Raw genomic sequence first — 11,898 nt, forward strand, 5'->3', positions numbered from 1 at the left:
TTTAGTATCAAGCACTAACACGATATTTCTGAGGTCGGATCCCAAGGTGGCAAAAGCGCTCCCGGAACGCGGCAAATCCAAAGGCGCACCCGCGGCGCGTCGCACCAAGCCGTCCACGCCGCCCAATCCCCGTCGTCAGCGCCTGTGGCGCGACCTGGCGCTGATCGTGATCGCGCCGGTGCTGCTGTACCTGCTGGCCTGCCTGTTCACCTATTCGCCCAGCGACCCCAGCTGGACCCAGTCGGTCAGCGTGACCGGGCAGGTCCACAACGTCGGCGGCCGGGTCGGCGCGACCGTGGCCGACCTGCTGCTGGGCTTCTTCGGCTATGTGGCTTTCCTGCTGCCGATCATCCTGGGCGCGATCGCCTGGATCGCGCTGTTCGGCATGGACAAGGACGGCGACGGCGAGTCTGACCTGGGCCCGGCGCTGCGCCTGGTGGGCATGGTCGGGTTCCTGATCTCGGCCTCGGGCCTGCTGTACGTGCGCCACATCTCGGCGGTGGACATCGCCAACGGGCCCGGCGGCATCCTCGGGCGCCTGGTCGGGCGCTCGCTGGAGATGCTGTTCGGCGCGCTGGGCGGCAACCTGTTCCTGCTGGTGCTGTTCCTGGTCTCGGTGACCCTGGCGACCGGGCTGTCGTGGTTCGCGGTGATGGAGCGGATCGGGCAGGGCGTCTCGGCGCTGCCGGACCTGCTGCGCCGGGGCAGCAAGCAGGCCGAGGACTGGCAGCAGACCCGCACCCTGCGCGAGCAGCGCCAGGAAGTGCGCAAGGCCGACGCCGAGGTGCGCGCCAAGCGCGAGCCGGTCAAGATCGAGCCGCCGGCCGCGCCGGTGGTGGAGAAGAGCGAACGCGCCAAGCGCGAGACCCAGATCCCGCTGTTCCACGGCACCGGTGGCACGGCCGACGGCCTGCCGCCGCTGGCCCTGCTGGACGATCCCAAGCCGCAGGCCAAGGGCTATTCGGAAGAGACGCTGGAAGTGCTCTCGCGGCAGATCGAGTTCAAGCTCAAGGACTTCCGCATCGACGTGCAGGTGGTCGGCGCCTATCCGGGCCCGGTGATCACCCGCTTCGAGCTGGAGCCGGCGCCGGGGGTGAAGGTCAGCCAGATCTCCTCGCTGGACAAGGACATCGCCCGCGGCCTCTCGGTCAAGGCGGTGCGCGTGGTCGACGTGATCCCGGGCAAGTCGGTGATCGGCCTGGAGATCCCCAACACCAGCCGCGAGATGATCTATCTCTCCGAGCTGCTGCGCTCCAAGGAATACGACAAGTCGGCCAGCCCGCTGACCCTGGCCCTGGGCAAGGGCATCGCCGGCCAGCCGACCGTGGCCGACCTGGCGCGCATGCCGCACCTGCTGGTGGCCGGCACCACCGGCTCGGGCAAGTCGGTGGCGGTCAACGCCATGGTGCTGAGCCTGCTCTACAAGGCCAGCCCGAAAGAGCTGCGCATGCTGATGATCGACCCGAAGATGCTGGAACTGAGCGTCTACGAGGGCATCCCGCACCTGCTGGCGCCGGTGGTCACCGACATGAAGGAGGCCGCCAACGGCCTGCGCTGGTGCGTGGCCGAGATGGAGCGCCGCTACAAGCTGATGAGCGCAGTGGGCGTGCGCAACCTGGCCGGCTTCAACAAGAAGGTCAAGGACGCCCAGGACGCCGGCCAGCCGCTGATGGATCCGCTGTTCAAGCCCAATCCGGACCTGGACGAGATGCCGCGGCAGCTGGACACGCTGCCGTTCATCGTGATCTTCATCGACGAATTCGCCGACATGATGATGATCGTCGGCAAGAAGGTCGAGGAACTCATCGCCCGCCTGGCGCAGAAGGCGCGCGCGGCCGGCATCCACCTGATCCTGGCCACCCAGCGCCCCTCGGTGGACGTGATCACCGGCCTGATCAAGGCCAACATCCCGACCCGCATCGCCTTCCAGGTCAGCTCCAAGATCGACTCGCGCACCATCCTGGACCAGTCCGGCGCCGAGACCCTGCTGGGCCATGGCGACATGCTCTACCTGCCGCCGGGCACGGCCATGCCGGACCGCGTGCACGGCGCCTTCGTCTCCGACGAGGAGGTGCACCGCGTGGTCGAGCACCTCAAGGCCAGCGGCCCGGTGGACTACATCGAAGGCGTGCTGGAAGAGGTGCAGACCATGGGCGATGGCGTGGTGGTCGGCGCGACCGGCCTGCCCGAATCGGCCGGCAGCGACGATCCGGAGGCCGATCCGCTCTACGACCAGGCCGTGCAGATCGTCACCGAGACGCGCCGCGCCTCCATCTCCGGCGTGCAGCGTCGCCTGAAGATCGGCTACAACCGCGCCGCCCGCCTGGTCGAGGCGATGGAAGCAGCGGGCGTGGTCAGCGCGCCCGAGCACAACGGCGACCGCAGCGTCCTGGCGCCGCCGCCGCGCTGAAGCGGCGGGGAACCTCGCTGAGCGGCGTAACGCCGCACGGCCATCCTTCGGTGGATCGTCGAGGCTGCCTCGCCTGCCGCGCGCGGGCCTGCAGCCGGATCCCGCCTGTTCGCCGCAGCCGCCATGGCCCGCCGATTCAGATTGGACGCGTCACACTTGCCGCATCACGACATCAGGGGTGTTTGCATGATCCGCATGCTGAAAATGGCCGTGCTGGGCACGGCGCTGCTGGCCGGCACCGCGCTGGCCGACGCGCGCGCCGAGCTGGTCGCCTTCACCAACGGCCTCAAGGGCCTGGACGGGCAGTTCAGCCAGACCGTCTACAACGCCAACGGCGCGGTGAAGGAGCGCTCCAGCGGCCGCGTGGCGCTGTCCACGCCGGACCTGTTCCGCTGGGAGTACGCCAAGCCTTACGAGCAGCTGATCGTGGCCGACGGCAGGAAGGTCTGGATCTACGAACCGGACCTGCAGCAGGCCACGGTGCGCGACCAGGGCAGCGAGGCGCAGAGCAGCCCGCTGGCCGCGCTGCTCAAGCCCAAGGAGCTGGACGCCAAGTTCGACGTCTCCCAGGCCCCGGCCGCGCAAGGCCTGGAATGGATGACGCTGACGCCCAAGCGGGATGACGCGACCAGCGGCTTCGAAGTGGCCGAACTGGGCTTCGCCAACGGCCAGCTCAAGCGCATGAAGGTGACCGACGCGGTAGGCCAGCGCACCGAGGTGGAGTTCAGCGGCTGGAAGCGCAACCCGGCCTTCGCCGCGGGCACCTTCAGCTACAAGCCGGCCGCCGGCGTGGACGTGGTCGGCGCGGCGCAGTAAGCCCGCCGCGACGACGCCTGGGCGCGCACCGCCTACAATGGCGGTGTGGCCCGCACCCGCACTTCCCAGCCTCCCACCGACGATCTGCTGAGCGTCGATCGCAGCGCGCTGCAGCCGCTGGCCGAGCGCATGCGCCCGCGCACGCTCGACGAGATGGTCGGCCAGCGCCGCCTGCTCGCGCCGGGCACGGCGCTGCGCCGCGCGGTCGAGTCCGGACGCGTGCATTCGATGATCCTGTGGGGGCCGCCGGGCTGCGGCAAGACCACGCTGTCGCTGCTGCTGGCGCAGTACGCCGATGCGGAGTTCAAGGCGATCTCCGCGGTGCTCTCCGGACTGCCGGAGGTGCGCCAGGTGCTGGCCGAGGCCGCGCACCGCTTCGCCCAGGGGCGGCGCACGGTGCTGTTCGTCGACGAGGTGCACCGCTTCAACAAGGGCCAGCAGGATGCGTTCCTGCCGCATATCGAGCGCGGCACGATCCTGTTCGTCGGGGCGACCACCGAGAACCCGTCCTTCGAGCTGAACTCGGCGCTGCTCTCGCGCTGCCGCGTGCACGTGATGGAGGCGGTCTCGCCAGCCGACATCGCCCAGGCGCTGCGCCATGCGCTCCAGGACAGCGAGCGCGGGCTGGGCGGGCAGGGACTGGAGGTCTCCGATGAGGCGCTGATGCAGATCGCCGGGGCGGCCGATGGCGACGTGCGCCGCGCGCTGACCCTGCTGGAGATCGCCGCCGAGCTGGCGGTGGACGAGGGCGGCCAGGTCACCGAGGCCACCCTGGTGCAGGTGCTGGCCGACCGCACGCGGCGTTTCGACAAGGGCGGCGAGCAGTTCTACGACCAGATCTCGGCGCTGCACAAGTCGGTGCGCAGCTCCAATCCGGATTCGGCCCTGTACTGGCTCACGCGCATGCTCGATGGCGGCTGCGACCGGGCCTATCTGGCGCGCCGGCTCACGCGCATGGCCATCGAAGACATCGGCCTGGCCGATCCACGCGCCCAGCAGATGGCGCTGGAGGCCTGGGACATCTACGAGCGCCTGGGCAGCCCGGAAGGGGAGCTCGCCCTGGCCCAGCTGGTGCTGTATCTGGCCTCGACGGCCAAGTCCAACGCCGGCTATGCCGCCTTCAACCAGGCCAAGGCCGAGGTCCGCGAGACCGGCACCCAGGAGGTGCCCATGCACCTGCGTAACGCGCCGACCAAGCTGATGAAGGGCCTGGGCTACGGCCAGGGCTATCAGTACGACCACGACGCCGAGGGCGGCATCGCGCTGGACCAGACCGGCTTCCCCGATGCGATGGGCGAGCGCATCTACTACCAGCCGGTCGAGCGCGGACTGGAGATCAAGCTCAAGCAGAAGCTCGATGCCTTGCGCGCGGCGCGCGCCCAGGCGCGGGCTGACAAGGCGGGCTGAAGCGGCTATCGTCGCGGCCCACAGGAGATGGCATTCCTCCTCGAACCGCCGGCGGCGCCACCGTCGTGCTGATGATGCCTGCCCAACCCCACGCCGGGGTGGCAGGTGCGTGCCCCGGCATCGATCCTTCGGAGACCGTCATGCCGCAACACGCCTTACTGCCCTGTCTTGTCCTGTCGATGCGCACCTCGCGAGGTGCGGCATGAGCCCGTCCCTGTGGTGGCAGCAGCTGGCACTGGTGATGGGCGGCGGTGCGCTGGGCGCGGGACTGCGTTTCTGGATCGGCGGTCAGATGCTGCGCCAGTTCGGCAGCGGCTTTCCCTACGGCACACTAGCCGCCAACTTCATCGGCTCGCTGGTCGGCGGTTTCCTGCTGGTATGGCTGGAGAACCGCGGGCCCTCGGCGCTGTACCTGCGCGCGTTCCTGGTGGTCGGCATCCTGGGCGGGCTGACCACCTTTTCCTCGCTGATGATGGAAAGCCTGATGCTGGCGCGCGCGGGGCGCGGCATGGTGGCCTTCGCCAATCTCGGGGTCAGCCTGGCCGGTGGGCTGGTGCTGGTCGCGCTGGGCGCCTGGATCGCGCTGCAGCTGCGGCCGACGCCCTGAGCGCCGGCCCCATGCTCAAAGCTTGCGCACGCGGAAGCTGCGGCCCTTGATCTTGCCGGCCGACAGGCGCGCCACGGCCTTGTCGGCCTGACCTGCCTGCACGGCGACATAGCTGCGCACCGGGCCGATGATGATCTTGCCAATCGCGCTGCCGGGCAGGCCGGCGTCGCCGGTCAGGGCGCCGAGCAGATCGCCAGGACGCAGCTTGTCCTTCTTGCCGCCGTCCACGCGCAGGGTGGCGAACGGCGCGCGCGGCGGCTGCGCCGGGCGGCCGGTGGCCAGCGGGGTCTTCATCCATTCCAGCGGCGCGCCGGTGAGTTCCTCGAGCATCCGCGCCCGGGGCAGTTCGCGCGGGGCGACCAGGCTGAAGGCCAGGCCGCTGCGACCGGCGCGGGCGGTGCGGCCGATGCGGTGGGTGTAGGTGTCGGTGTCGGTGGGCAGTTCGTAGTTGAACACCGCGGCCACGTCTTCCACGTCCAGGCCGCGCGCGGCCACATCGCTGGCCACCAGCACGTTGCAGCTGCCGCCGGCGAAGCGCACCAGCACCTCCTCGCGATCGCGCTGCTCCAGGTCGCCGTGCAGGGCCAGCGCCGAGAAGCCGTAGCCCTGCAGCGAGTTGGCCACCTCGTCCACGTCCTTGCGCGTATTGCAGAACACCACGGCAGGCTCCACGCGCTGGGCCAGCAGCAGGCCGGCCAGGGCCTTCTGCCGCAGGGCGGGTTCGATCTCGCAGAAGCGCTGCAGGATGTCCGGCGCGGCGGCGGCGGTCTGGCCTGCGGCCACTTCGAGCGGCTCGCGCAGCATGTCCTGGGCGATGCCGCGGATCGCCTCGGGCCAGGTGGCCGAGAACAGCAGGCTCTGCCGGGTCTTGGGCGTGCGACCGACGATCTCGCGGATCTGGTCCTCGAAGCCCATGTCCAGCATGCGGTCGCCCTCGTCCAGCACCAGCACGCGCACGCCGTTCAGATGCAGGGCTTTCTTGCGCATCAGCTCCTGCACGCGGCCGGGCGTGCCGACCACCACGTGCGGGTCGTGCTCGAGCGAGGCCAGCTGCGGCTCCAGCGCCATGCCGCCGCACAGCAGCGAGACCTTCAGGTTGGGCAGGCCGACGGCCAGGCGGCGCACGGCGCGGGCGACCTGGTCGGCCAGCTCGCGCGTGGGGCACAGCACCAGCGCCTGGGTCTTGACCAGGCCGGTGTCCACCCGCGCCAGCAGCCCCAAGGCGAAGGCGGCGGTCTTGCCGCTGCCGGTCGGCGCCTGGGCGATGAGGTCGCGCCCGTCGAGAACGGCCGGCAGCGCGCGCGCCTGGATTTCGGTGGGGCGGGTGTAGCCGGCGGCGTCGAGGCCGCGCCGCAGCGCGTCGCTCAGCGGCAGTGTCGAGAAATCATCCATGCACCATGATCGCATGGCGCACCGTGCGGCTCGCGCTTCTGGCGGCGCTCCGAGGGCTTGGCCCTCCAGCGCAGCGCATCGCCCGCGCTAATCCTCGAGCGCGTCCATGTCCTTGTCGCGCAGCGCCAGGAACGCCCAGAACGGCAGGCCGCGTTCGCGCCAGGCCAGCTGCGCCTGGTCCAGCACCGAGACCAGCGTGTCGAAGTCGGCCTCGTTGCGCGCGTGCAGCTCACCGGCGCTTTCCAGCAGCAGCACGTAGCCGGCGCCGGGCAGCCAGCTCAGGTCGCGCAGGCCGTCCAGCAGGCCATCCCAGTTGCGCCCGGTGCCCAGGGGGAAGTCCAGCGCCACGGCGATGCGCAGCAGCAGGGTCTGCTTATCGCGCACGCCGAGCAGGTCGATCCGCCGCAGCACCAGGCGCGCGCTGAAGGCGTAGGCGGCCAGCACGTCCAGGTCCTGCATGCCGACGAAATACACGCCGGCGCGGCTGGCGTCCTCCAGATGCGGATCCTGATCGGCGTTCATGGACGCGGCACCTGGAACGAGCGGAAGCTCTCGTAATGGTCGGCGGTGTACCAGTACGCGCGCGGCGGTGTGCCACCGGTGATGATCCGGCGCGCGCCGCGGTTTGGCGCGCCGGGCGTGCGCACCGTGTACTCGTGGTACCAGCCGCGCGGCTGGCCGGGCAGGCGTCCTTCGTAGTTTCCGAAGACCGTGCCGTCCTGCGGATACGGGAAGGGCCCGCCGCGGGCGATCAGCGCCAGGGTGTCGCGCGCCTCGGGTGGCAGGAAGGCGGGCAGGGCATCGGCCTGCGCCGCCGCGCCGGAGGCTGTGGTGGCGACCGGCGCCGGTGTGCTTTCGGTGGCAGGCCGCGGCGCGCGCGTGGCCTGCCAGGCGACCGCGGCGATCGCCACAGCGACCAGCAGCAGCCGTCCACGTCCCTGCCAGAATCCTTGTGGGCGCGGTCCCCGACCCGACATGCCCTTCCCCATTCAGCTTGGAGCCGGCAGTTTGGTCGCAGCGCCCCGGCTTGTAAACCAAGGCGGCGTCTGGCCACGGATATTCACGTCTTCGCGGCGGCCGCCGAGCTGGCCGCGCGGCGCCCGGTCAGCGCGGCGTCTGGTCGGTGCGCAGCACCGGATACAGGCCGTAGCGCGTATCCCAGGACGGGTGCCGGCGGGCGAAGAACTCCAACCGCGCGCGCGGGCTGGCGGCGAAGGCCGCATCGTCCTTCAGCCGTTGCTCGAAGGCCGCCTTGACCTGCGGATCGCGCAGCATCTGCCGCGCCACGTCCTCGGCGACGTAGCTCTCCATGTATTCCTTGCGCTCGAACGCGGCGTTGAACAGGCCCCACTGCAGCAGCGAGTCCGGCGCGTCCGGGTCCAGCAGCGCCACCACCAGCCGCGCGCGCGGCTGGGCGATGGGCACGAACAGGCTGCCGGCCGGCAGCTGCGCGGATTCGTCGGCCCAGGCGCCGGCGAGCTTGAGGCGCTGGTGGCCTTCGGTGGAGGTCTTGTCGAAGTCGATGCGCGTGGCGCGGTAGGCCTGCGCCGGCGCATCCAGCGCTGCATCGAGGCGGCGGTACTGCAGCCCGTGCGCGCGCAGGCGCGGCTCGACCATCGGCGCCCAGGCGACCGGCACCAGGTAGCCGGCGCGCGGCGCGGTGGTGGTCACCGCCGGCTCCATGGTGTCGCGCAGCGGGATGTGCCAGACCTGCGGGGTGGCTTCGTCGTAGCGCGTCATCAGCCCGCCGGAGACCTCCGAGGGCGTGCGCGTATAGGCATAGCCGAGGAAGTCGATCATGCGCGGGGTGTCGTTGGCCTTCCAGTCCAGCACCTGCGACTGGCCGCCGAGCCGGGTGGCCGCCTCATCGGCCGCGGCCGCATCGCCGCGCCAGGCCGCGCCGTGCGCGGCGGCCTGCTGCAGCACGGCGACGATGGCGTTGCCGATGATCGCCACGCGCTGCGGATAGCGCAGCCAGGAGTGCGTCTCCACCAGCACGCCGAAGCGGTTGCGCAGTTGGAAGTAGCCGTGCGAGAAGCGCGGCGGATAGATCTCGTCGGTGAACCCGGCCGCCGGATTGTCGTTCTCGGCCAGCGAGGGATAGAACGGCAGGGCGTGCGAGCCCTGGCGGTCCAGCTGCGCGATCATCGCCGCGCGCAGTGCCTGGCCGTCGCGCTGCAGGGTGGCATCGCCCTCGTGCGAGGGCTCGACCTGCACCGAGATGTCGTGGCGGAACTTGGCCCCGTCGGTGACATGCAGGTCCATGGCGATCAGCGGGTCCCAGGCATCGACCAGGGCCAGCATCGCCTGCATCTCCGGCGCGTCGGCCTTCATGTAGTCGCGGTTGAGGTTGAGGTTCTGCGCGGTGGCGCGGAAGCCCATTTCTTCCGGGCCGCGCTGGTTGGGACGGTTCCAGGGGCCGAAGCGCTCGTGCCCGTCGGCGTTGAACACCGGTACGAACAGCCAGACCACCTTGTCCAGCGTGCCCTTGGCGCGCTTGCCCTCCAGCAGCTGGCGGGCGACAAGGAAGCCGGCGTCCTTGCCATCGATCTCGCCGGGATGGATGCCGCCCTGGATCAGCACCACCGGCAGGCCGCGGGCGCGGGCCGCGGCGGGATCGAGCGCGCCGCTGGTGGAGATGGCCATGGCGTGCAGCGGCCGGCCTTCGGGCGTGGTGCCGAAGTCGAAGCAGCGCACCGCCTGCGGCCAGCGCGCGGCGAAGGCGGCGCACAGGCGGGCGACTTCCTCGTAGCGGCCGGTCCTGGTGAAGCCCGAGGCCTCGGAAGCGCTGACCAGCGTCGCCTCGCTGGACGCGGCGGCGACCGGCGCCAGAGGACTCAACAGCAGACAGGCGAGCAGGGCGGGGCACAGGCGCATCGGGACGGGCACGGTTGGTGTAAGGGGCGGCCATCATGCCAGCGACCCCGCGCGCGCCGGCCCGCGCGTGCGGGTGGGGAAGGTCTGACAGGGTGGTCAGCCAAGCGCGCCGGGGCGCTCGCTAAGCTGGCGCACGATTTTTTGCCGTCGAGTTCCCATGCACGCCACCTCGTCCGCGGCCCGCCTGCCGCGCCAGATCCCCTTCATCATCGGCAACGAAGGCTGCGAGCGCTTCAGCTTCTACGGGATGCGCAACATCCTGACCTCGTTCCTGGTCGGCACCCTGCTGCTGCATGCGCCGGAGGCCGATCGCGCGGCGATGGCCAAGGACGTGTTCCACAGCTTCGTGATCGGGGTGTACTTCTTCCCGCTGCTGGGCGGCTGGCTGGCCGACCGCTATTTCGGCAAGTACAACACCGTGCTGTGGTTCTCGCTGATCTATTGCGCCGGCCACGCGTGCCTGGCGATCTTCGAGCACGACCGGCAGGGCTTCTATACCGGGCTGTTCCTGATCGCGCTGGGCTCGGGCGGGATCAAGCCGCTGGTGGTGTCCTTCGTCGGCGACCAGTTCGACCAGTCCAACAAGCATCTGGCGCGCAAGGTGTTCGACGCCTTCTACTGGATCATCAACTTCGGCTCGTTCTTCGCCTCGCTGCTGACGCCGATCCTGCTGCGCAGCCATGGGCCGGCGGTGGCCTTCGGCGTGCCGGGGGCGCTGATGCTGATCGCCACGCTCGTGTTCTGGCTGGGCCGGCACCGCTACGTGCACGTGCCGCCGGCGGCGTCCGACCCGCACGCCTTCCTCAAGGTGGTGCGCAGCGCGCTGTTGGCGCGCGCGCCGGGGCAGGGCCGGCCCGGGCTGGCCCTGGCGGTGCTGGGCGCGGTGCTGGCCGTGGGCGCGCTGGCGGCCACGCCGGTGCTGGGCTTCGTGGCGGCCGCGTGCCTGGCGCTGGGGCTGGTGATCGCCTTCGGCGGGGCCGGGGCCTCGCTGCAGCTGGAGCGTGCGCGGGGCATTCGCCCCGATGCGGCGGTCGACGGCGTGCGCGCGGTGCTGCGCATCCTGATCGTGTTCGCGCTGACCACGCCGTTCTTCTCGCTGTTCGACCAGAAGGCCTCGACCTGGGTGCTGCAGGGCCAGGCCATGCAGATCCCGCATCACCTGGCGTGGTGGCCGAGCTGGCTGGTCAAGGACGCCGCGCAGATGCAGGCGCTCAATCCGCTGCTGGTGATGCTGCTGATCCCGCTCAATGCGCTGGTGCTGTATCCGCTGCTGCGCCGGATCGGCATCGACCCCACGCCGCTGCGGCGCATGGGCGCGGGCATCGCCCTGGCCGGCGTGGCCTGGGTGGTGGCCGGCCTGCTGCAGCTGGCGCTGGACGGCGGCCACCCGGTGTCGCTGGCCTGGCAGACGCTGCCCTATGCGCTGCTGACCCTGGGCGAGGTGCTGGTCTCGGCCACGGCGCTGGAGTTCGCCTACAGCCAGGCGCCGGTGGCGATGAAGGGCGTGATCATGGCCTTCTGGTACCTGGCCACCACCTTCGGCAGCCTGTGGGTGCTGCTGACCAACGCCGGCGTGCGCAACGCCACGGTGACGGCGCACATCGGCGATACGGGCCTGAGCGAGGCGGCCTTCCTGATGTTCTTCTTCGCCGGCTTCGCCTTCCTGGCGGCGTTGGCCTTCGCCGGCTACGCACGGCGCTATCCGATGCAGGACAATTACCGGGCCGCCTGACCCGCGCGCGCCTTCGTCCCGCTCACAGGAACCGCATGATCACCCTGATCCTCATCGCCATCACCGTGGTCGTCTCGCTGCTGGCCTTGAACAACCGCCGCGTCGCCGACCGCCTGATCCTGTGGCCGCCGGCCATCGACAAGCTTCACCAGTACGACCGGCTGATCACGCATGGCTTCATCCATGCCGACTTCATGCACCTGTTCTTCAACATGCTCACGCTGTTCTTCTTCGGTCGGCAGATCGAGGGCTTCATGGAACAGCAGACCGGCACCTGGTGGGCGTATCCGCTGTTCTATCTGTCGGCGCTGGTGATGGCGATCCTGCCGACCTATCTGAAGCACCAGAAGGACCCCAACTACTTCAGCCTGGGCGCCTCGGGCGCGGTGTCGGCGGTGCTGTTCGCCTTCATCCTGCTGGCGCCGTGGTCGCAGATCCTGGTGTTCGTGATCCCGATGCCGGCCATCCTGTTCGCCGTGCTCTACGTGGTCTACAGCATCTGGATGGACCGCCGCGGCGGCGATCGGGTCAACCACAGTGCGCATCTGGCCGGGGCGGCCTACGGGATCATGTTCATGCTGATCATGGAGCCGCAGGTGCTGCAGCACTTCCTGGCCGAGCTGAGCCGCCCGCGCCTGTAGCCGCCCTGCGCTGGCC

At 70.3% G+C, this 11,898-nt stretch carries 10 protein-coding genes and 1 riboswitch; of the genes, 6 read left to right on the forward strand and 4 right to left on the reverse strand.

Features of this window, described 5'->3' with window-relative positions:
* Window positions 1–46 precede the first annotated feature (46 nt).
* From WFQ05_RS02145 to crcB, 4 genes are all read left to right on the forward strand, one after another.
* Complete coding sequence (locus WFQ05_RS02145; protein ID WP_130531358.1) at window positions 47–2,410, forward strand: DNA translocase FtsK; 2,364 nt, start codon at window positions 47–49, stop codon at window positions 2,408–2,410.
* Between the two features lie 186 nt (window positions 2,411–2,596).
* A complete protein-coding gene (lolA, locus tag WFQ05_RS02150) occupies window positions 2,597–3,226 on the forward strand; it encodes an outer membrane lipoprotein chaperone LolA (RefSeq protein WP_130522485.1) in 630 nt (209 codons plus the stop codon).
* A gap of 129 nt (window positions 3,227–3,355) precedes the next feature.
* Window positions 3,356–4,633, forward strand: a complete 1,278-nt coding sequence (locus WFQ05_RS02155; RefSeq protein ID WP_337052743.1) for a replication-associated recombination protein A — start codon at window positions 3,356–3,358, stop codon at window positions 4,631–4,633.
* Between the two features lie 14 nt (window positions 4,634–4,647).
* Window positions 4,648–4,721: riboswitch (Fluoride riboswitch) on the forward strand.
* 114 nt (window positions 4,722–4,835) lie between these two features.
* Window positions 4,836–5,240: a fluoride efflux transporter CrcB gene (crcB, locus tag WFQ05_RS02160; RefSeq protein WP_337052427.1), complete on the forward strand. Its 405-nt coding sequence runs from the start codon at window positions 4,836–4,838 to the stop codon at window positions 5,238–5,240.
* Between the two features lie 15 nt (window positions 5,241–5,255).
* Here the strand turns inward: crcB and dbpA are convergent, their stop codons facing one another.
* From dbpA to WFQ05_RS02180, 4 genes are all read right to left on the reverse strand, one after another.
* Complete coding sequence (dbpA, locus tag WFQ05_RS02165) at window positions 5,256–6,632, reverse strand: ATP-dependent RNA helicase DbpA (protein ID WP_337052428.1); 1,377 nt, start codon at window positions 6,630–6,632, stop codon at window positions 5,256–5,258.
* Window positions 6,633–6,719: 87 nt separating this feature from the next.
* A complete protein-coding gene (locus WFQ05_RS02170; protein WP_130522489.1) occupies window positions 6,720–7,154 on the reverse strand; it encodes a barstar family protein in 435 nt (144 codons plus the stop codon).
* Window positions 7,151–7,543: a ribonuclease domain-containing protein gene (locus WFQ05_RS02175; RefSeq protein WP_337052429.1), complete on the reverse strand. Its 393-nt coding sequence runs from the start codon at window positions 7,541–7,543 to the stop codon at window positions 7,151–7,153. Before WFQ05_RS02175 ends, WFQ05_RS02170 begins: the two co-directional genes overlap by 4 nt.
* 193 nt (window positions 7,544–7,736) lie before the next feature.
* A complete protein-coding gene (locus WFQ05_RS02180; protein WP_337052430.1) occupies window positions 7,737–9,509 on the reverse strand; it encodes a M14 family metallopeptidase in 1,773 nt (590 codons plus the stop codon).
* A 157-nt stretch (window positions 9,510–9,666) separates the two neighbouring features.
* On the opposite strand from WFQ05_RS02180, the gene WFQ05_RS02185 reads away from it, so the two are divergent.
* Together WFQ05_RS02185 and WFQ05_RS02190 are read left to right on the forward strand one after the other, a co-directional pair.
* Window positions 9,667–11,241 carry an oligopeptide:H+ symporter gene (locus WFQ05_RS02185; protein WP_337052431.1) on the forward strand — a complete coding sequence of 525 codons (1,575 nt, stop codon included), beginning with the start codon at window positions 9,667–9,669 and terminating at the stop codon, window positions 11,239–11,241.
* 35 nt (window positions 11,242–11,276) lie between these two features.
* Window positions 11,277–11,882, forward strand: coding sequence for a rhomboid family intramembrane serine protease (locus WFQ05_RS02190; RefSeq protein WP_130518548.1), 606 nt, complete (start codon window positions 11,277–11,279; stop codon window positions 11,880–11,882).
* Window positions 11,883–11,898: the final 16 nt, after the last annotated feature.

The organism is Pseudoxanthomonas sp. USHLN014 (genome assembly GCF_037153335.1).
In the GTDB taxonomy this organism is placed as follows: Bacteria; Pseudomonadota; Gammaproteobacteria; order Xanthomonadales; family Xanthomonadaceae; genus Pseudoxanthomonas_A; species Pseudoxanthomonas_A winnipegensis.

Bases quoted from the DNA above. Each gene is read 5' to 3' on its own strand.
- lolA (WP_130522485.1), top strand. From the start codon at position 2,597: ATGATCCGCATGCTGAAAATGGCCGTGCTGGGCACGGCGCTGCTGGCC.
- WFQ05_RS02155 (WP_337052743.1), top strand. From the start codon at position 3,356: ATGCGCCCGCGCACGCTCGACGAGATGGTCGGCCAGCGCCGCCTGCTC.
- crcB (WP_337052427.1), top strand. From the start codon at position 4,836: ATGAGCCCGTCCCTGTGGTGGCAGCAGCTGGCACTGGTGATGGGCGGC.
- dbpA (WP_337052428.1), bottom strand. From the start codon at position 6,632: ATGGATGATTTCTCGACACTGCCGCTGAGCGACGCGCTGCGGCGCGGC.
- WFQ05_RS02170 (WP_130522489.1), bottom strand. From the start codon at position 7,154: ATGAACGCCGATCAGGATCCGCATCTGGAGGACGCCAGCCGCGCCGGC.
- WFQ05_RS02180 (WP_337052430.1), bottom strand. From the start codon at position 9,509: ATGCGCCTGTGCCCCGCCCTGCTCGCCTGTCTGCTGTTGAGTCCTCTG.
- WFQ05_RS02185 (WP_337052431.1), top strand. From the start codon at position 9,667: ATGCACGCCACCTCGTCCGCGGCCCGCCTGCCGCGCCAGATCCCCTTC.
- WFQ05_RS02190 (WP_130518548.1), top strand. From the start codon at position 11,277: ATGATCACCCTGATCCTCATCGCCATCACCGTGGTCGTCTCGCTGCTG.